The organism is Leeuwenhoekiella aequorea, assembly GCF_004104375.1.
Classification (GTDB): Bacteria; Bacteroidota; Bacteroidia; order Flavobacteriales; family Flavobacteriaceae; genus Leeuwenhoekiella; species Leeuwenhoekiella aequorea.
The window spans coordinates 498,332-520,492 of the sequence record NZ_QOVM01000001.1 but is presented as its reverse complement, the minus strand read 5'-3'; the positions used below and the strand labels follow the sequence as shown (position 1 = coordinate 520,492).

Annotated in this window: 13 protein-coding genes; all 13 read right to left on the bottom strand. The window is 36.0% G+C overall.

What is annotated here, in order from left to right:
• On the bottom strand, positions 1-2,112 hold the full coding sequence (locus DSM00_RS02265; RefSeq protein WP_128756393.1) for a gliding motility protein RemB: 2,112 nt from the start codon (positions 2,110-2,112) through the stop codon (positions 1-3).
• Between the two features lie 145 nt (positions 2,113-2,257).
• A complete protein-coding gene (locus DSM00_RS02260; protein ID WP_128756392.1) occupies positions 2,258-2,986 on the bottom strand; it encodes an energy transducer TonB in 729 nt (242 codons plus the stop codon).
• A gap of 54 nt (positions 2,987-3,040) precedes the next feature.
• Complete coding sequence (locus DSM00_RS15765; RefSeq protein WP_164916282.1) at positions 3,041-3,361, bottom strand: VanZ family protein; 321 nt, start codon at positions 3,359-3,361, stop codon at positions 3,041-3,043.
• 55 nt (positions 3,362-3,416) lie between these two features.
• Positions 3,417-3,797 carry a glycine cleavage system protein GcvH gene (gcvH, locus tag DSM00_RS02250; RefSeq protein WP_128756390.1) on the bottom strand — a complete coding sequence of 127 codons (381 nt, stop codon included), beginning with the start codon at positions 3,795-3,797 and terminating at the stop codon, positions 3,417-3,419.
• A 13-nt stretch (positions 3,798-3,810) separates the two neighbouring features.
• The gene (gene sov, locus DSM00_RS02245; protein WP_128756389.1) at positions 3,811-11,097 is read right to left on the bottom strand and encodes a T9SS outer membrane translocon Sov/SprA; all 7,287 of its coding nucleotides are present in this window, start codon (positions 11,095-11,097) and stop codon (positions 3,811-3,813) included.
• Positions 11,098-11,136: 39 nt separating this feature from the next.
• The gene (gene ruvA / locus DSM00_RS02240) at positions 11,137-11,718 is read right to left on the bottom strand and encodes a Holliday junction branch migration protein RuvA (protein WP_128756388.1); all 582 of its coding nucleotides are present in this window, start codon (positions 11,716-11,718) and stop codon (positions 11,137-11,139) included.
• Between the two features lie 72 nt (positions 11,719-11,790).
• On the bottom strand, positions 11,791-14,097 hold the full coding sequence (locus DSM00_RS02235) for an NADP-dependent malic enzyme (protein ID WP_128756387.1): 2,307 nt from the start codon (positions 14,095-14,097) through the stop codon (positions 11,791-11,793).
• A gap of 217 nt (positions 14,098-14,314) precedes the next feature.
• The gene (locus tag DSM00_RS02230; protein WP_128756386.1) at positions 14,315-15,655 is read right to left on the bottom strand and encodes an MFS transporter; all 1,341 of its coding nucleotides are present in this window, start codon (positions 15,653-15,655) and stop codon (positions 14,315-14,317) included.
• 162 nt (positions 15,656-15,817) lie between these two features.
• A complete protein-coding gene (gene queG / locus DSM00_RS02225) occupies positions 15,818-16,750 on the bottom strand; it encodes a tRNA epoxyqueuosine(34) reductase QueG (RefSeq protein WP_394365789.1) in 933 nt (310 codons plus the stop codon).
• Positions 16,747-18,072, bottom strand: coding sequence for a cytochrome P450 (locus tag DSM00_RS02220; RefSeq protein ID WP_128756385.1), 1,326 nt, complete (start codon positions 18,070-18,072; stop codon positions 16,747-16,749). The genes queG and DSM00_RS02220 overlap by 4 nt, the downstream gene beginning before the upstream one ends.
• Before the next feature lie 12 nt (positions 18,073-18,084).
• Positions 18,085-19,107: a Holliday junction branch migration DNA helicase RuvB gene (ruvB, locus tag DSM00_RS02215; RefSeq protein WP_128756384.1), complete on the bottom strand. Its 1,023-nt coding sequence runs from the start codon at positions 19,105-19,107 to the stop codon at positions 18,085-18,087.
• Positions 19,108-19,226: 119 nt separating this feature from the next.
• A complete protein-coding gene (locus DSM00_RS02210) occupies positions 19,227-21,056 on the bottom strand; it encodes a cytochrome c oxidase subunit I (RefSeq protein ID WP_206633778.1) in 1,830 nt (609 codons plus the stop codon).
• 25 nt (positions 21,057-21,081) lie between these two features.
• The gene (locus DSM00_RS02205) at positions 21,082-22,155 is read right to left on the bottom strand and encodes a cytochrome c oxidase subunit II (RefSeq protein ID WP_128756383.1); all 1,074 of its coding nucleotides are present in this window, start codon (positions 22,153-22,155) and stop codon (positions 21,082-21,084) included.
• Positions 22,156-22,161 lie beyond the last annotated feature (6 nt).

The following is a 22,161-nucleotide window of genomic DNA, read 5'->3' as shown; positions in this document are numbered from 1 at the left end:
CTAATAATCATAATACCAGTTAAATAAATCTGTTCGAATTCCAAAATTAACCCAAAGCGTTTTCTCAGTAAAATTTACAGGGTCATATTGATCAACCTTATGATCTCTATATAAAACATTCGTATAGATCTTAAGATTTGTTGAAGGGTTTACCAAGTATCCCAACTCAATATTTCCTAATAAGGTAGTTCCCTTATTTCCTTGACCTATTTCTATGCCTTCCTCACTAGGTATATTTTCATCATTACCATAGATACTTCCACCATAATATGTGGTATTAATATCACCTATTTCAAACCCTCGCTCTCCATAAATTAGTTTTGCTGTACCATACCACCTCTCATTTTCATATCGCGCAATACCTATAAGTTCTCTAAAATTAGCTCCCCATAAATGCGCCATAGATTGATTATTATGACCATAATTCAACTCAATCTCATTATTAGAATACACATATGGTCTAACTTGATTAAATTCAAACTGAAGCTGTAAATTATCAATTTTGAACGCATCATAGTATTTAAACCCTAGCTGCACACCTTGTTTGTTCTTATAGCTCTTAGTACTACTAAACACTGCAGCAGTAGAAAATTCATCAATAATCACCTGCCCATACATATTAAATTTATCACTAAATTTATATTTAGCACTCAGTCCTATTAATGCATTACCGCCACGCGAGCCAGTTGAAAACTCGATAGCTCGGTAAAAAATAACCGGGTTTAAATAATTAAGGTCAAATCCTCGATCGTTATCATTTGTCCAAATAACATTTTCAAATAACCCAATATTTAAACGTTTTGTTGCGTTGAAACTCAGGTAATGATTAGCCATAAATTTGGTTTTGAAAGATCCATCTGAAACTACTTCCGGCCGCACATCCCTTAACGACATCCACGTATTTGAATACTTAAATTTCCAAAATGTTGTGTTAAGCTTTAAAAATGGATATGGACTTGCATTGTCGCTTTGTAAAAGCGACCTGTAGCCATCTCCTATAAAATTTTTACCATGACCAAACTGCACATTAAAATATTTACTCGGCGCGTAGGATAAATAGGCCTCGGCAACTGGGTAATCAAAATCTTCTGAACCAAAATCAGCTGCTACACCTCTACCAGGTACGATTGCAGGATTGCCACCATCTGGTCGTAAGGAACGCGCAAAACGGTTATAATAACCAGCGAAACTACCCTGACTTTCATAAAAAACAGTGTAAAAATTAAGCTTATCTCCTAGTCCACCTTGAAAAATTAAAGCACGCGTATTATTATATGTATAATTTTGATTTTCTGAATCTGCACTCTCAAAACCCAATTGTAAATCTGCCGCCGGATCTAAAGTAAACCAGTAGCCCTCACCCTGAAGAGTTACCATATGCTCATTCCATAACTTTCTCCCAAACCAGGAGTCTTTTTCTTTATAAAGCTGTTCACGATTTTCTTTAAAATCATAATAATCATTTACACTGGAATAGGTAAATGGTTTACTTGCCGTATGACTATTAGTTCCAACGCGATTTAATTCTTGATCAAACCTACTATACGTTTGATGTGAAAAAGGGATATATAATTGAGACGTATATTCGCGGTTTTCAAAAGGATAAGTTTTAATCGAATCATACTCACTGTTCATATCAATAGCTGAGATTTTCTCTATCGCATTAACCGATGCTTTTTTAGTAGTGGGTAGTGCGGTTTGAGTCCTTGAAAACGGAATTGGGATAGGCATACTAAACTGCATATAGGTTGGCTTACCATTATACATCGCAGGTGTAACTTGAGGAAGTGTAGAAAAAACGCGCTTTAACTCTTCCTTCAACTCTGAATACGCTGCTGTAATATTTAAAACTTCAAATTCACCTTCTTTAGTAACCTCAAAAAGAATTACCATATCGCCAGAGTAAGACTCATCTATAATTTGCTGAGGCATTTTGAATTCTGAAGTAACTTTAGAAATAAGCGTTTTATTAAAACATTCTTTCAAGTCATCCACTAACACATTATTGCACTCTTCAAAGACGGGATGCTTTTCAAAATTACCTTTAACAAGTTGGGCATTTATAAACTGGCAAGTAAAAAATATACCGCAGAACGCTAGAAATCTAAACATAGATAAGTACAATTTAGGAAAGCGAAAGATAGCATTTTTCAGAAAACCTTTTAAAAACATAAAACTCTCAGAGTTTTATGTTATGATTAAAAAAAATCCCGTCTCGCATTAGCGGACGGGATTTTAAATATTTATTTAAATTCAGTTAATCCTGAACTTGGAATACAATAGGTAATGAATATAATACCCCTACTGCCTTACCTCTTTGTTTACCTGGAGTCATTTGCGGCAATAATTTAATTACGCGCTCTGCTTCAGATTCTAATCTTGGGTGAGGTCCTCGAGAACCTATATCTACTATGTTACCTTTTTGATCAATTTTGAAACGTACATAAATACGGTTTACACCTGATAAGCCAAGTTCACTACCAAGTTCAGTGTTGAACTTTCTATTTACAAACTGGCTAATTTTCTCAGACATACACTTCTTCTTAGCGTCATTACCTTTTTCGTCTTCACAACCAGGATAAACCGGCACGTTTTCAATAACAGCAAATGGTACGTCTTCAATAACTTCTTCATCAACGAAAGAAACTTCTTCAACTTTAACAATCTTCTCTTCCTGACTAGTTTCAGTAGATTCAATTACAGTTTCCTCAATCTCTTTGTCATCCTCAACAACTTCGATGATTTCCGGAGCTGGTGGTGGCGGTGGAGGTGGAGGTGGTGGTGGTGGTGTGTTCAATTCAGTAATTGGCACATCTTCTTCAAGAACATCGTCCATATTTAATTGACCGATGTCAATGGCCTCTTTCTCATAAGTTTTCCACTCGATAGCCGCATAACTCAGCCCGAGTATCAAAATAAGGCCTAACTGAAAGAAGAGAACACTTCTCTTACTCAGGTCTGCTTTAGGATTTTTCTTAGGTTCCATGAATCTTAGTTATTAAGGATTGCTAATTTAAATAAAAATAGCTTCAACTCGAAATTAAAATTTTGATTTTAATCGCAAAAACAATGATTTCATTGAAATTATTAGGATCACTCCTGTTAAAATACCAATGCAATTCGCTATAAAATCTTTAAAATCTGCTGATCTAGAGACTGTTGCTACTCCTTGAATTACCTCAATAAGTATACCATAAAATACTCCTAGAACAACGCTTTTTATTAAAGAACGGCTATAAATCTGCTTTTTATTGCTCAAATAGAAGCCTAAAAACCAAATTATAGTAAAAAATAAATACGCCAGAAGATGCACAAGTTTGTCACTATCCTTTGGGGCATTTGAAACGTGAGGTATGGGCATTAAACATACAACAGCTATTAAAAGGGTATATATGCAAGCCGCAAGCCTAAATAAATTACCCACCTATTAATTCTTGATAAGCAGCTGCATCTAATAAATCCTCTAATTCACTTGAATCTGAAAATTTAATCTTAATCATCCATCCTTTTCCATAAGGATCTTCATTTACAGCTTCTGGCTCTGCTTCAAGAGCGGTGTTAAATTCAACAATCTCTCCTGTAAGTGGCAAGAATAAATCTGAAACTGTCTTAACTGCTTCAACCGTACCAAAAACCTCTTCACGATCAAGCGATTCTCCTTCAGTTTCAACCTCAACGTATACAATATCGCCAAGCTCACCCTGAGCAAAATGCGTTATACCTACCGTTGCGATATCTCCTTCAATACGCACCCATTCGTGATCTTTAGTATACTTTAAATCTGATGGTAAACTCATAACTTATATTTAATTAATTTCCGAAATTATATCTCAATGTTAATCCTGATCTAATTGTGGTTTGCGGATATGCCGTTGAAATTGCATACGTAGCAAACGAATGATCATAGTAAAATATCGCAGTAAGGTTTTTACTTAATGCATAATCTGCAGTAAAAGTTAACCCATAAATATCTTGTCCCGCAGTGATCTGACTATTTTCAATATCTAAATAACGAACAACAGTTTCATTCTGTCTTAACGATAGATCTGCTTTAAAGTTTAAATCACTTTTTAAAATCGTACGTTTCCCTCCTACTCGCGTGGCAAATCTAATATCTTTTAAGCGATATCCTAAACCTATTATGTATTCGTTTCCATGAATTTCTGTAAGCAAATTATTATCAAAGCTTAACGATAAGGTTCGGTCTTTTCTTAATTCAGCTAATATCTTAACCGAATTTTTCATTTCAAAGTCAAGCCTGATTAAAGGAGAAAATAATTCAGTAAGATTAATATTTGAATACAAAACCGGATTTAAGAAATCTCCAGCTTGATTAACTTGAGCATCAGATATATCATTATTTAAACTTCTATCGTAGTTTAAGTTTGTTCTAAACTGGTTCACCGTATAACCGGCTTGATATCCATGGTTTACAGAAAAGCGTTTAAAGCGTTTCTTAAACCAATCAAATTTCATCAACCCAGTATATTTTAAATTCCAGTTAGGAAGCGGGAAACTCCTAAACGCTCCCAGAGAGACATTATCTGCATTACCCGGTGTATATGCAGATAAGAATGCAGGAAGCAATACAGCTTGGCTTGTTCTACTAAAACCTACCGGATATCCATTTTCATCTCGCGGATATTGATCATTACCATAAAAATCTTCAGCAAGTCTATTTGCAATTACCAGACGATTTGACCTAAACTGATTAAAGTTTGCAGAGGACTCCAGAGAACTCGAATTAAATGCTGTACCAATCATTAACGTCGAGATACTGTAGTTACCTATAGTATTTCCGGTTAGACTCGTATAGTCACGAGTTGTAGGGTCTACTCTGTAATTCTCATTATAGGTTTCTTGATAAATGCGATTCATATTTACATCTATCGTAAGGTCTTCTAAAAAGCTTGTTTGAGCTTGAATATCTAATTTACGATTTTCTACCTCGCTATACAGTTCATTATATTCCTGATATAATGTTAACCAACCCTGTCTGGCAGCGTAATCTCGTATTTCTGCCTGACTACCAAATACAAATCCTGTAGAAGGTCTAACCGTACCTAGAAAACCTACACCTGGGAGATAGCCCGGAAGATAGGTACCGTTATTTTGCTCATAATTAACTTGAATTCTTTTAATTCCTGTAGCAAAGCCCACTAACGTATTTGTCGCTTTATCACCAGCACTCAATCTTTGATCATCAGACGTTGAAGTAACTGACTTAGGATTTCCTAATGTAGGCACTGCCTGACTTCTTGCAGACTTACTTGTTACTCCAACCTTTTTCTTTGACAACCCTAAAGCATCGTATAGGGTTTTCATATCTAAAGATGTCTGCAGCGAATGGGTATTTGCATTTTGAACAGAATTTCCTAAATCTGGAATACCTTCTAAGGTTTGTAATTGATAAGAACCCCGCGTCCATTGAAAATCTGCACTATACGAATACGTAGATTTAACAAAATCTAAGTAGGGCAACTTACTAACCGGTAAATCATAATTAATCTGCATAGTTTGATTATGCCTGTCTGGAGTTCCAACATCAAAAAAGCTTGTATAAACATCTCCTGCGTTAGGGTCTAAAGAATTATCCGGATTTAAATAATTACGTACTACCCGATTTTGATACTGTTCTAGATTAACACGCAGTGATTTTGTAACTGGGTAGTTAATTGCGAAATTTCTGTCAAATTGATAATTGCGCTGCAAATATTCTGGGATAGGGATAGATCCTTCGGTAGCCAGAAGATCTCTAAATCGCTGCTGACTATATTGGCGCGTAATGTTTGAAGTAATATTTACACTAGCCGGTAAATAATTTATATTAAAATCTTTGAGCAGCTTCCAATACTTACTTACAAATAAGGAATCATTATTTTTAAATGGTTCATACGGCTTTGACTTAAATGCAAAGCCATAGGCAGCACCCGCTCTAACATTTTTACTTACAGATTCTTCAATCTCAAAATCTTTATGATCCTCTTGATTGTGACTGTAAGCAAATGTGAAATTTTCAACATCCCACGGCATAGGCTTCTTTTCACCTGTACGCTCTTTTCTTACGCCTATAAAGTTAATACTCTGTCTTTTTGTACGCTCGATCGCTATATCTTTTATGCGCTCCCTCTCTGCTTCAGAAGCAGCAGATGATAAACGCTCATCAAGTTTAATATCTGTAAAAAGAGGATCGTATTCTGGTGTAATTGTTTCGCCTCCGCTAGCATAATTAAAAGGAACTTTTATACCCCATTTTTTAGGAAGCAACTGACCTAAATTTATGTTTGTTACAACATCATAAGATTGCACATCCTCCCTACTGCGTTGATTAGGGCCCGCATCTATGCTCCCAAAACCAACAGTAGATTGACGGGCTGTTCCTGATACAGTTGCAAAATCTGCAAGATTAGCATCTAAATTAACGACACCTGCCCATCCTCCTTGATTTTGAAGACCAGATAATCGAAGTTCGTTAAACCAAGCTTCTGCACAAACTGTATTTTGCCCTTCATCATTGCCATTTTTTAAACCTAACATCAACAATCTCACGTCACCAAAACTCGGATTTCCTTTAATACCTACTCTCACCTTGCCGGTTTCATAAGGAGTTCCTGCAGGGTCAGCTATTAAACTTGCTTCTTCATCAAAATAAGTAATATCATCAACCAGAGTATTAAACTCTCCCCCAAAGAAAACCGCTTTTACTTTTTGCAATATGTCTAAAGACAACTTTAATCTATTTACTTCTGGCCAGATTAAATCTGGACTACTTGTACCAAAAGCTGTAGGACTCAATGGCAATTCGATCTGATAGAAATTCTGTGTCAAATCTGTTCCCATTCTTACTATTGCAACCACTTCATTATCCTGAACAGGTGTTTCATTTAGTAGTGATTCTAGATGCACAAACATTTCTAGGTTTTCATACTGACGCATATCTAACCTGAAATTCTTATAAACAGCACGGCTATCTTGCGTTTCTAAATCACAAACCTCTAAAGAAAGTGATTGCTCATTTTGTCTAATATTATTGTTGTTATTTATAAGCTCTTCTCTGTAAACTCCGGGAGGTAAAACATACGGAATGGGATTACGATCATTATTATCTTCAATATTGACTGAGGTTACTTCAAATCGAGTGTTTTCAGTATCAGGATCAGACTCATCGGGATCTAAGGTGTACAAATATCTACGATAATCTCCTCTAACCAAATCAAGTGATCCTAAACGTAATATAGTAGGTTGTTGCCAACCACTCATATACATTCGCATAAAGCGTATAGATCGAAAGTCATTAATCCCCCCTTGCTTATTTGTAGCAGCACTTATAGGCACTTTAAATTGATACCAAGTGACTGGAAGCGTATTACCATTTTGAAGAGTAACTTCAATATCGCGCTGATCTACTATAAATTCATTTTCAATATTTAAACTAGCTCTATTAATATCTAATTGATATTCATAATAGCTATCAACCGTATTCATTGTAAAATCCCGGTTTATATCTTCTGTATCGGGGATGGTAGTTGACCCTCTATTTGTTTGTGATACATCTACAGGCGAATTACCTTCCTGCCCATTGTATTGTTTGTACCTATTTAATATAGAACCGTCTGCAGCAACAAAATACTGGTAGTTATCTCCTGCCGGATCGGCTAGACCGGCAAATGCAGGAAAGTTAGCGGCTTCTTCCTCGTCACTAAGTCCGTCGTAACCTACATCTTGATTTGTACGTTGATCACCTTCGGTATCAAACGCGTAAATTAATGCTTGATTAGTAGGCACTTTTCCATATGCTGTAGCCACTGTATTTGTAGTTCCGCCATCCTGAGGCAATCCGTTTTCATATTGCTTACGACCATCCTTAAGAATGTCTTCAGAAATATTACCTAAATTTAAAGTAAGACGGCCTCCGGTATTAGTTGCATTTTCAGCATAAATAAATGGATCCATCATCCAGAATTCTATAAATTCTACATTGGCCTGCTCAAAATCTGTAGAAGCAAAAGATCTCATAATCCCACCAAAATTCTGTTCTGGATTTTCAAGAATCCCATCCTGCGCATCAATACTATAATTATAAGGACCACGCTCCTGAGGATAATAAGCCATATCCAAAGTAAATAAGGCCTGTGTGGTACCTGCTATGATATCTTGCTCAGGAAAAATCTCATCTCTAAACACTCTTCGTGTGGCGTAAGTAGACACATCTGCATCTGTAATACCATCCGGGCGTTGCGATGTATAAAAAATAGGATCTATAGTATACCATGCAAATTTTGCTCTTCGGTATCCAGCTCTTAAATCTCCATTTGCAAATTCTCCACCAAAATCTACTGGTGAAGAAGCCAGACTCCATTGCAGGGGCGAGCTTATATCTAACGCAGTTTGTGCACCTTCAAAATCATCAATGTACGATGCTGCTAAACCACCAAATTCTGTCGCTTTAGGTTGTCCTGGCATGAGATAGGCAACCTCACCTCTGAAAGAAATGTTAGAAGGAACATCGGTATCTATATTTGGAAGCTTATTTACAAGGCGAGTTAGAAATGGAACCTCTGTAGAAAAATTAGCATTAAGACCAAAAATGGTGTTGTTTATAGGCTCAAAGCTATAAGTTGCTTTTTGTGTAAGTGGTCGCTCATTAAGATTAATCAATGTACCACCCAGCATGAAGTTTTCGTTGAACTGGTGTTCTACATTAAGGCCTGTAAAACGCTTTGTCTGCTGACCAAATAGTGAATTGTTTTCAGTAGAAACCTGTATCGGAATTCCCGAACCTTTAAGTGCCTGATCTAAAATAATTACTCTTCCTCGTTGATAGTCTACAGAATAATCTAGTCCTTCTTGAAGAACTCTGCCTCCCGCGGTTACGGTAACAGATCCCTGCGGAATATTAAATCCTCCAATTGGAATACCTTCTTCTTGAGTAGATTTAAAGGTACCCTGCAACTGAAATAAATTTTTATCTGCATTATCCTGAGCTATAGTTTTTGTTGAGTTATACAAAGAAGTATAAACATACTTGCGCTGGTTTGCATTATAGGTATCTGGATTCTCGTAATTTTCGGTACCAGAATCCCGTAGTTTATTAAACAGATATTCACCAAAAGGTTCTACAGAGGTAAATATGATACTTCCAGTACTTTGATTAACTGTAAGTCCATTTACATAATCAAAAAAACCATCTCCTCCATTTTGAGGGTCTCCAAATGTAGTTAGGTTATCGAGATTAAAAACATTAAGTAAAGGTGTGTTTTGCACATCTTCGGGAAGAGCGGGTCCACCGGCAGCAGCCGTGATATAATTTATGGGCGATGGAGAAGTATATACAATATTCATTCTAAAGCCGTCAGGCTCCAGCTGCCCTACCCCCAGACCATAAATGTTTTTCATCATCAAATCCCAGATAGGCTCATTTACATCTGTGATATTACTTTTTAAAAGTTTTACAATTAGTGCTTGCGATGTACCTCCTTGTCCAGGTGTGATTAAACTATCTAAGATTCCATCATTGTTTACATCTGTCCCTCGTATTTGCCCATTAACATTAGCATCTGCTCCATCAGCAATTTGATCATTATCAACATCTTGACCATTTTCATTAATACCATCTCCATTTGCATCAACATCGACAAGATCTGGTATGCCATCCCCATCTGTATCTGGGTAGGCCCCGCTTGTAGCATCTACACCATCATTAGCAAATTCTCCTACTTGATAAACCTGGCCGTTCACGGTGTACTGAAAGGCAACTGCCAAAACCTCATCATTACTTAATCGCTGATTGAGTGAGATATATCCTAATTGCGTATTTAGAGTATATTCTGAAGTAGTAAGCTGACGTGCATTTTCTAATGACGCATAATCTGATCCATCTGAAACTTGTACTCCACCAAAACCTTGATTTACTGTAGAAGCATCTCGAATAGCGGGTGTTAAAATTGTTTGACCATTTCCTGATAGACCAAAAGGATTAAAATCATTACTAGAGTTTCTCGGAAAACTACCCGCTGGTAAATTAATAAACCCTGCTGGAATTGTCTGCAATCCTATTTGAGTGGGTGTAGACTCCCCGATGTCTTGAATAGCCACGATATTACGCGTATTCTCAAAACGCTGAGTTCGGTTTGTAACCCATACCTCAACTCGGGTAATTTGAATATTTGAATTTATAAAAGGATAATTAGCAAGTGCTCTATTATAGGTATCCCGAAAATATTGAGCTAAAAAATAGTGTCTGTTTTCATCATATTCAAGCGCTTGAATTTCAAAATCTTGTAACGTCCCATCTCCTTGCGCCAATACTTGTTGGGTCTGACTTTGTTGTTCTGAAAATACTCCAGTAATTTTTGTTTTCCCAAACTGAAGTTGAGTTTTTACACCAAATAAACTTTGTGAACCTTGAATTAGAGCACTGTTTAAAGGCATACTCACATTACCAACTTCAATCTTCTGAATAATGTCGTCTTCGTTTGGCGTATATTCTAGCTTAATCTGATTTTGAAAACTAAAACTAGCCTCTGTATCGTAAACAGCATTTACCTGAAGTCGCGTACCTACTTTACCGAGTAAACTTAAACTTATACGCTGATCAAAATCAAAACTAAAATTTGTACGATTTCTAGGAGAGAAACTAGGATTATCTTGTTTTGTAAATAAACCACCGATATCCATTTCAACGCTACCCGTAGGAATAAATTCAATATTATTACCTCCGAAAATTGATTCAAACAATCCGGAATTCACGTAAAAATTAGGCAGTAAACTTTTTTGATCTTCTTTTCCTTCTTCAGTTTTCCCATCTATAGCGGCAATCTTTTGCTGAAAATAATTACGCATCTGTTCCTTTTGAACAAGTGCTTTGAATTCTTCTGGAGTTAAGATTCGTGGGTAATTTATAGAATACTCCCCTATACTTTCAGTATAAATATATTTATCGGTAAGAGGATCGTACGTGTATTTTGAAATTATAGAATTAGGATTCTTAAGACTAAGTTTACCTAAAGAAAAACCTGTAATTGTAGAATCTTTAGCCTCTTCTTCTTGAGCAAATAAAGACATCGAGCACAAGAATGTGCTTGAAACTAATAGCATTTTTAAAGAAAACCAACGTAGTTTTATAACCAAAGTCTATTATAGTTTTTTAAGGGCTAATTTTATAATTGTTTCTACAGAAGCATCAGGATTTTCACGTACTATACTATCACAAACTTTCTCTGCTTGTTTACGAACGAAGCCAAGAGTCTCTAAAGCTGATAACGCTTCATCCTTATTGGTATTGCCTGAACCTGCTGAAACATCATCTACATCATAAACTTTGAGAATTTTATCCTTTAAGTCGAGAATAACGCGTTGTGCTGTTTTTGCACCAATTCCCTTAACGCCTTGGATAGTTTTTACATCTCCAGTTCCTATTGCCTGCTTAACTTGAGTAGGATCTAACGATGACAACATTGTGCGAGCAATACTAGTACCCACACCACTTACAGATATTAATAGTTTAAAAATCTCCCGCTCTGATTTTTGAGAAAAACCATATAGCGTATGTGAATCCTCTTTAATATGAAGATAGGTATAAAGCATTATACTTTCTCCCTCAGGTAAAAGTGAAAAAGTATGTAGCGAAATATTTACAAAATATCCTACTCCTTGACATTCAATAACGACATCTGTATGGTTTTTTTCGACCAACTTGCCTTTTAAAAATGTAATCATCTACTAGAAAAAAGTTAAGGCTCCAAATGTACTAAAATTAATTAGCACATTTGAAGCCTGTTAGATTGAGTACTAGCCTTTAATATCGCCTAAAAGTACCTCTTGTAATTTTTTGCCTTTTTGCTGAGCATCAATAACTGCTACTGCAGCCATATTTACAATTTCATCTACACTTGCCCCAAGTTGAAGAACGTGTACCGGCTTGTTCATTCCCATCATTATTGGGCCTATGTTATCTGCCTTATTCAACTCTTTAATCATTTTATACATAATATTTGCAGAGTCGATATTTGAGAAAACCAAGGTATTTACCTTTCTTCCCGCTAACTTAGAAAATGGAAATTTGCTCTTTAATAAATCTGCATTCAAAGCAAAATCTGCCTGCACCTCTCCATCTACAGCTAATTCTGGATGGTATTTATGAAGGTAAGAAACTGCTTCTCTAACTTTATCTGCCTGCGGATTTTTTGATGAACCAAAATTAGAATACGAAATCATCGCTATAACCGGCTCCATACCAAATAATCGTACTGTACGCGCAGTCATTAAAGCAATTTTTGCAAGCTCTTTTGCAGTAGGCTCAATATTTATAGAAGTATCTGCTAAAAACAAAGGTCCTCTACTGGTATTCATTAGGTTTGCTGCAGCTACTTTTTGAACATTTGGTGCAGCTCCTATTACTTCTAGTACAGGTTTTACTGCAGAAGGATAACTGCTGCTATACCCTGTAATCATCGCATCTGCATCCCCTACATTCACCATCATTGAAGCATAGTAATTACGCTGTCTCATGAGTTTTTGCGCATCAAATAAGGTCACTCCTTTACGCTTACGTTCTTGCCAGTAAATATTTGCATATTTATTTAATTTCTCCTTTTCCTCTGGAGTTTTAGGATCTATGATTTCGATATCTGCCTCAAAATCCAGCTCCTCCATTAACTCAGCGATAGTCTCTCTGTTTCCTAATAATACAGGAGTTCCTATACCTTCATCATAAATAATCTGAGCAGCTTTCATAACATCAAGCTGATCTGCTTCAGCAAAAACTACACGTTTAGGCTCTGTTTTTGCACGGTTGAGTATAAGTCTTACAATCTTATTATCAGATCCCATGCGGTCTAATAATTCATCCTCATACTTTACCCAATCGGTGATGGGTTCTTTAGCCACTCCACTTTCCATAGCTGCTCTTGCAACTGCCGGTGGCACTTTTGTTATTAATCGAGGATCAAATGGTTTTGGTATTATATAATCTGTACCAAAATTTAATCGGGTTTCCCCGTAAGCTATATTTACCTGTTCGGGCACAGATTCTTTTGCAAGTTCTGCTAATGCCTTTACAGCAGCCATTTTCATTTCTTCATTAATCTTAGTAGCCCTCACATCTAATGCACCACGGAAAATGAACGGGAAACCAAGCACATTATTTACTTGATTAGGATGATCTGAACGACCTGTAGCCATAATGATATCCTTGCGGGTTCTAGTAGCCAAATCGTAATCAATTTCCGGATTGGGATTTGCCATTGCAAATACAATAGGATTAGGCGCCATTGATAATAACATTTCGGGCGTCACTATATCAGCAATAGAAAGACCTATAAAAACATCTGCATCAACCATTGCTTCATCAAGCGTATCTATTTTTCGGTCTGAAGCAAATTCAGCTTTCTCAACAGAAAGACTTTCTCTGTCGCTGCGTATCACACCACGACTATCTAGCATTACTATATTTTCGTTACGCGCACCAAAAGCTTTATAAAGTCTCGTACACGATACAGCAGCTGCACCGGCACCACTAATTACGATACGCACTTCTTCCAGTTTCTTACCTGTAAGTTCAACAGCATTTAATAATGCTGCTGCAGAAATTATAGCCGTCCCGTGCTGATCATCGTGCATTACTGGTATATCAAGCTCTGCTTTTAAACGACGCTCAATTTCAAATGCTTCAGGAGCTTTAATATCTTCTAAATTGATCCCTCCAAATGTGGGAGCAATATTTTTTACAGTAGCTATAAATTCTTCTACGTCTTTTGTTCCCACTTCGATATCAAATACGTCGATACCGGCAAATATTTTAAAGAGTAAACCCTTTCCTTCCATTACTGGCTTAGATGCCTCCGGACCTATATCACCCAGACCTAATACAGCAGTTCCGTTAGAAATCACGGCTACAAGGTTACCTTTAGCGGTATATTTATAGGCATTCTCTATATCTTTTTCTATTTCTAAACAAGGTTCTGCAACACCTGGAGAATAGGCCAGAGAGAGATCTCTTTGTGACGAATACTTTTTTGTAGGCACCACTGCAATTTTACCAGGAGTAGGTTTTGCATGATATATTAATGCTTCTCTTCTCTTACTTTCTTTGCTCATATTATATTTGTTTACTCTAGTACAAAAATAGACCTAATATTGAATCGCGTTAATTTTATAACAGAATCATTTAAAAAAAATTGGCCCTTATTGAATTAAAAATTATTAATTCTGAATTTATGCTGATTCTGTACTTTTCTAGACCTATAGTTCAAAACTAAAAATTCTCAAACTAAATATATAATTTGAGAATTTTAAGATTGAAAGGTTATACTTTCTATTCGTAAACTCGTTCTGCATGTTTAGGCTTTAATCTCAATGCAAGAATTGCAGCTATACCAAAAAATACACCACCAAAGAGAATTGCATTTATCGCGTTTCCTCCTAATAGATATTTGTATATAGGACCAAAGGTCACCGTCTGAATCCCCATAGGAATTACAATCATCATATTTAAAATACCCATATATATTCCGCGCTTTTTTTGAGGTACAATCCTAGATACCATAGTATAGGGTATACCCATCATTGCAGCCCACCCAATTCCAAATAATATCATAGGCAATAATACAAGTAAAGGATCTGTAATATAAGGTATTGTAAGTAATGCTATTGCAGATCCAAAAAGACTTAATGCATAGACCTTACGCCCACCAAATTTTAAGGTAAGTGGAACTAATGCAAGCGCCACTACTATTGTAGTTATATTATAGGTTGTACTCATTTTAGCAGCTTGGGCTGCTGCTTGAGACGTATTGAAATTCATTGTTGTACGGAATAACGGAACCGTAAATTGCCAATAGATAAATAGTGCATACCATTGAAATAAATAAACTCCCGCTACGCGCCACATAAAACGAGGCATTTCTTTAATTGTGCTTGCAATCTCTACAAATGGGATTTTAACACGGTGAGAAAATGGCAATGCGCGGTGCTGATTAATTTCTGCAAGCTCTTCCTCTGTGGGAGGAATTTCCGGAGTTTTAAGTACAGACCACAGAATTGTCACTACAGATAAAATAGCTCCAATAAAGAATGAATAGTACAGCCACTTAGGAATGGTACCTGCTGCGTCTATAGCGCCATCTACACCGCCAAACCAATCTTGAAACAGAAATATGGAAGCGTTAGCTAATACGATACCCGCACCTACAAATAAACTTTGCATCTGGTAGCCCAGGCTTAATTGTTTTGCCGGTAATTTATCACCTACAAAAGCACGGTAAGGCTCCATAGCCATATTATTTCCTACATCTAGTATCCAAAGTAAACCTACCGCAAACCAAAGCGCCGGACTATATGGAAAAGCAAATAAACATAAACTTCCTATAAGCGCACCTATGAGAAAGAAGGGCTTACGACGGCCACCCCATTTGGGAATCCAGGTCTTATCTGAAATTGCGCCAATTATAGGTTGAATTACAAGACCAGTAATAGGACCTGCAATATTTAAAATAGGCAACATATCATCTGAAGCACCTAAAAATAAAAATATAGGATTTATGGCTGTTTGCTGTAAACCAAAACTAAACTGAATTCCGAGGAATCCAACATTCATATTAAAGATTTGCCAAAAAGAAAGCTTGGGTTTTGGGATAGAACCTAAAATTTTATTCATTTTTAAAAACTAAGTTGATAAATATTGTTTCAACAACCTGCAAGGTCATAAATGATATTCTATAATAAATATAAAACGATGTAGTTTAGAGAATCAATAATTGTGCGCTCAATATACGAGAATAACATATTGAATGGTAGAAAATATTCTAAGTTCCTCAAATTAAAACTTTCCATTTAAAAAATTAATATTCCGCTCTAAGCCTTTGAACTTAGTTCTCTTTACCGGAGATTTTTTAAATAGTGTTGAAAATACTTCTTGAGTAAGCTCCTTCCATTCACTTTTAGAATACTTCAAAATCTCTGGGTTAGCGTCAAATAAAGGCTCGTTATGTGGCTTTGAAAACCTATTCCAAGGACAAACGTCCTGACAAACATCGCAGCCAAACATCCAGTCATCCATTTTGTCCTGAGCAAATGAAGGTAATTCATTTTTAAGCTCTATGGTAAAATAACTAATGCACTTACTTCCGTCAACCACATGAGCATCTACGATGGCGTTTGTGGGACAAGCATCTATGCAAGCGGTGCAAGAACCACAGTGATCTGTTACCGGTGTATCATAATCAAGATCGAGATCGATTATTAACTCTGCTATAAAATAGAACGAACCCACCTGCTTTGTTAATAGATTACTATGTTTCCCTATCCAACCTAAGCCACTTTTTGCCGCCCAGGCCTTATCAAGTACTGGGGCAGAATCTACGAATGCCCTCCCCGCTACTTCTCCTATATTCGCATTAATGAATTCTAGTAATTCTTTTAGCTTATCCTTAATTACAAAATGATAATCTGTACCATAAGCATATTTTGATATCTTATAAGTATCCTCTCGTTGCTTTTCATCAGGATAATAGTTTAGAAGCAATGAAACCACACTCTTAGCTCCGGGAACTAGCAAAGTAGGGTCTAAACGTTTATCAAAATGATTTTCCATATATGCCATTTCCCCGTGCATATTTTTGTTTAACCAACTTTCTAATCGTGGTGCTTCCTGTTCTAAAAACCCCGCTTTTGAAATACCACATGACATAAAACCCAGTCGCTGAGCTTCATCTTTGATAAGTTTCGTGTATTTCAATTTGTTTTCTATCAATCTTTTCGTTTTGAAAATTGAAGGATTGCATTTTTTGGCTTCAAGGTAATTAATGGTTTAATTTCAATAGGAGAAGACTTATACTCTATTTTATAAACTTTCATAAGCTCATAAATAGTAAGAATCATTTCATACATAGCAAAATTATTACCAATGCACATACGCGGTCCTGCCCCAAAAGGATAATAGTAAGGAGAGTATTTTATAGTTTTATCCTCAAACCGATCTGGGTTAAATACTTCTGAATCTTTAAAATAATTCTCATCCCTATGAATCTCATAAATTGAAAATAATAAATTCGTGTTCGGTTTAATTTCAAAATCTGAAAAAGCATCAGACTCTATACTTACGCGATCAATAAAATAGGCAGGTGGATAGAGTCGCATCGTTTCATTAATCACCTGCTCGGTATACTGTAACCCTTTAAGTTTAAGTAGCAAATCATCTTCATCCTTTAAGGTGATTACTTCAGAATAGATTTTATCTTGAATAGAAGGGTTTCTTGCTAATAATTCAGCAGCAAACGTTAGTGCATTTGAGGTAGTCTCGTGTCCTGCTGTGAATAAGATGAGTATTTCATCGATGAGCTGCTCATCATCCATTGCCAGACCGTTATCATATCGAGCATCGAGTAGCATATCTAATAAATCATCATAACGTTTCCTACTTTGACGACGTTTAGCTACAAAATCATTAAGAATATTACGCGCTTCCCTGGTAAGAGCAAGATTCTTCTCTAATTCACCAGAAAGCTTAAACCACCAATTTAAATAGGGCTGTCTCAATTCTTTGACTAACATTTCTTGAGCAGCTTCAGTAATATATTGAAGTCTATTGATTGCACGTTTATCAACTTCTCCGCTAAATAGAGCTTTTACAACAGTTTGAAAAGCAAGATCATTAAATACTGGAAATATATTAAATGGCTGGTCAACTTCTATTTTTTCAATTTCAGTAAGTATAGCCTCTTGAATTTTATTGACTAAAGTCTCTAACTGCTTTTTGTGAAATGCCGGTTGTATTAATTTTCGTTGTTTTGCCCAATGCGCGCCATTAGACGTCAATAATCCATTACCTACATATTTAGCAAGATCTTTGGTTTGAATAGCCGACTTTTTATAGTTTTTTTGATTCTTCTGAAGCGCATGTTGTGCAAACATGGCGTCTCTAGAGAAAACAACATTTTTTGAAATTCCCAGTTTAAGCCGAAATGTATTTCCTTTTAAATTAAAATTTTTCTTGTGAAACGGTAGCGGATTTTTAAGAATTGCCCTTGCAGATTTTAAAAAACTTAATCGAGAGACTTCAGGTATTTTATTCATACACTAAGCCCGTTAAAATAAACCACCTTGCACTGCTCCTTTAATTCTATTCAAGTGCTTATAAGCAGACTCAGTTACTTCTCTTCCCCGTGGCGTTCGCATAATAAATCCCTGCTGAATTAAGAAAGGCTCGTACACCTCCTCTATTGTTTCAGCATTTTCAGAAACAGCCGTCGCCAAAGTTGTGATTCCTACTGGACCTCCTTTAAATTTATCTATAATAGTTGCTAAGATTTTATTGTCCATTTCGTCAAGTCCGTGAGCATCTACATTAAGTGCCTTAAGACCAAAACGTGCAATTTCAATATCAATAGTACCATTTCCTTTAATCTGTGCAAAATCCCGTACCCTACGTAATAAAGCATTGGCAATACGCGGAGTTCCGCGACTACGACCTGCAATTTCTATAGCCGCTTCCATACCTATAGGAACCTGCAAAATTTCGGCACTACGTTGTACTATAGTTGTCAATAACTCTGTATTATAATATTGTAATCTTGATGAGATACCAAATCTCGCACGCATAGGAGCCGTTAGTAAACCAGATCGTGTAGTTGCACCTATTAACGTAAACGGATTAAGATTAATCTGAACAGTGCGGGCGTTAGGCCCACTCTCGATCATAATATCTATCTTATAATCTTCCATTGCTGAATATAAATACTCTTCAACAATAGGACTCAGCCTATGAATTTCATCTATAAATAAAACGTCTCGCTCTTCTAAATTAGTAAGAAGACCAGCTAAATCACCAGGCTTATCTAAGACCGGACCCGAAGTTACTTTAATACTTACACCGAGTTCATTTGCCAATATATTTGCAAGAGTTGTTTTCCCTAGACCAGGAGGCCCATGAAATAAAGTGTGGTCTAAAGCTTCACCTCTTCCATTAGCTGCTTGAACAAATATTTGAAGATTCTCAATAACCTGTTCCTGACCTGTAAAATCACTAAAACTTAAAGGCCTCAATACACGTTCTAAATCGTGTTCTTCTCTACTGAAACCTTCTCCACTAGCATCTAAATTCTCATTCATAATGTAAATATACTAATTACCCCTTGAGCTAAAACTCATTGAGCATTATGCCTAAATTAATGCATTAAAAACAAAAAGCCCGCTTTAACAGCAGGCTTTTAAATTATCATTGAAGAATCTTAATGATTCATTTCTTCTTCATTTGGTTGAAGCGGTACGGTCTGAGGAACATAATCCTGACCTGCAAGAACATAATCCGTTTCATCTTCATTTAGCTTGCTATAGTCATAAGGCCAACGGTAAACACTAGGAATCTCACCAGCCCAGTTACCATGTATATGCTTATGCTCTGTAGTCCACTCTAATGTATTAGATTTCCAAGGATTCTTCTCTCCTGTTTTTCCGTAGAAAATAGAAATTATAAAGTTATATAAAAATACAAGTTGAGCTGCTGCAGTAACGATAGCGGCAATTGTAATCATAACATTTACATCTGCTAAATCATCAAAGTATGGAAATGCTGTGTTTGAGTAGTATCTACGAGGTAAACCAGCCATTCCTATAAAGTGCATTGGAAAAAATACAGCATAAGAACCTATGGCAGTAACCCAAAAGTGTACATACCCTAAATTTTTATTCATCATCTTACCCTCAAACATTTTTGGGAACCAGTGATAAACACCAGCAAACAGACCATAAAGAGCAGATATACCCATTACCAAGTGGAAATGCGCTACCACAAAATACGTATCGTGAACATTTATATCAAGTGTACTATCACCTAAAATGATACCTGTTAAACCACCCGTAATAAAAGTTGATACAAGACCTATAGAAAATAACATTGCAGGGTTAAATTGCAAATTACCTTTCCACAACGTAGTTATATAGTTAAATGCCTTTACAGCAGAAGGTATTGCAATAAGTAAAGTAGTAAATGTGAATACAGAACCTAAAAATGGATTCATACCCGAAATAAACATATGGTGACCCCAAACAATTGTAGATAAAAATGCAATTGCCAGGATTGACGCAATCATCGCTCTATAACCAAATATAGGTTTACGAGCATTTGTAGCGATAACCTCTGAAGAAATTCCCAATGCAGGAAGTAATACGATATAAACTTCAGGGTGACCTAAAAACCAGAATAAGTGCTCAAATAAAACTGGAGAACCACCACTGTTATGCAATACTTCACCACCTATATAAATATCTGACAAGAAAAATGATGTACCAAAACTTCTATCCATAATTAGAAGTAAAGCCGCAGATAATAAAACCGGAAACGATACAATACCTATAATAGCAGTAACAAAAAATGCCCAGATTGTAAGTGGTAATCTAGTCATAGACATACCCTTTGTTCTCATATTGATCACGGTAACAACATAGTTAAGTGATCCTAAAAGAGAAGAAGCAATAAATATAGCCATTGAAACTAACCATAATGTCATCCCGGTACCAGCAGATGAAATTGAATTAGGAAGTGCGCTCAATGGAGGGTAGATCGTCCAACCAGCTGCAGCAGGTCCAGATTCTACAAATAAAGAACAACACATAATTACTGCTGAAAGAAAAAACAGCCAGTAAGAAACCATATTCAAAAATCCTGAAGCCATATCACGTGCTCCAATTTGAAGTGGTATAAGTAAGTTACTAAACGTACCACTTAGACCAGCGGTAAGTACAAAGAATACCATTATTGTACCATGTATCGTCACTAGCGATAAATAGATACTAGGATCCATAACACCTTCTGGCGCCCACTTTCCTAAAAATATTTCAAAAACTGTAAAGCTTTCATTAGGCCATGCTAATTGAAGTCTAAACAAAATAGACATAGCAATACCTATAATCCCCATAATCAGACCAGTAATTAGATACTGCTTTGAGATCATTTTGTGATCTGTACTGAAAATGTATTTACTTATAAAAGTCTGGTGATGATCGTGATGTGCGTCGTGATCATCGTGAGCATGGTCCAGTGCATTTGAATGTGCTGACATAATCTATTTTCTTTTTTGTATTTTTTTATTCTTGATCTGCAATACTAGCCTTGAAAGTTTCCTGTTGCTTAATCCAAGCTTCGTAATCTTCCTCGCTCTCAACAATTATTTTCATCTGCATATTGTAGTGACTTTCTCCACAAATTTTATTACATAGCAAATAGTAATCAAACTCATCATAATCATCTAAAGCCGGCTCTCCTGCAGCTGCAAGTACTTTATTTCTATCGTTACGTATCTTTTGAATCGTACGCATTTTCTCTTTCATGTAATCAGTAGTACGTATATCTTCTGTAGTTACAGTGGGCGTAAATGAAAACTGAGTAATCATACCTGGAACTACATTCATTTGAGCTCTAAAATGCGGCATATACGCAGAGTGTAGAACATCCTGTGAACGTAATTTAAAAATTACTTGTCTTCCTACAGGTAAATGTAACTCTTGAGTCACTATATCATCTTGACCATCTGCATCACTAGGATCAATACCTATTTGATTTATACCTTCGATAAATCTTACGTTAGCATTTCCTAATGTATTGTCATCTCCAGCATAACGGGCCTTCCAGTTAAAACGCTGAGCATATAATTCAATCACAAGAGCATCTTCATCCTCTTCAAAATTCATTATATCAGACCACGTGAATAAACCATAAATAATAAGACCAGCAAGAACTATTACAGGAATAATTGTCCATATGAATTCTAATTTATCATTGTCTGCGTAGAAAAGAGCACGTTTACCTTTTTCTCCTTTGTATTTGTAAGAGAAAAAGTGCAAAAGAAATTGCGTAATAATCTGTACAAACATAATTAGAGCAATGGAGATAAACATTAAGTTATCATATTTGCTACCATGTTCTGACGAAGCTTCTGGTAAATAAAATTTTGAATAATACCAAAAACAATAAAACATTAAGAAATAAAGAAAGACAGTAAACATGATCATCAATTTTGCATTGACGCTGTTATCTTTATCATTAGCAACTTCTCCAGACACATCTTTCGATTTGCCTTTAGAGAGTGCATATATCTTACTCATTTGCCATAGTGTTACAGCAAAAAGTATAATTACAATAAGTACTAAAAAAACGGTCATTGTTGT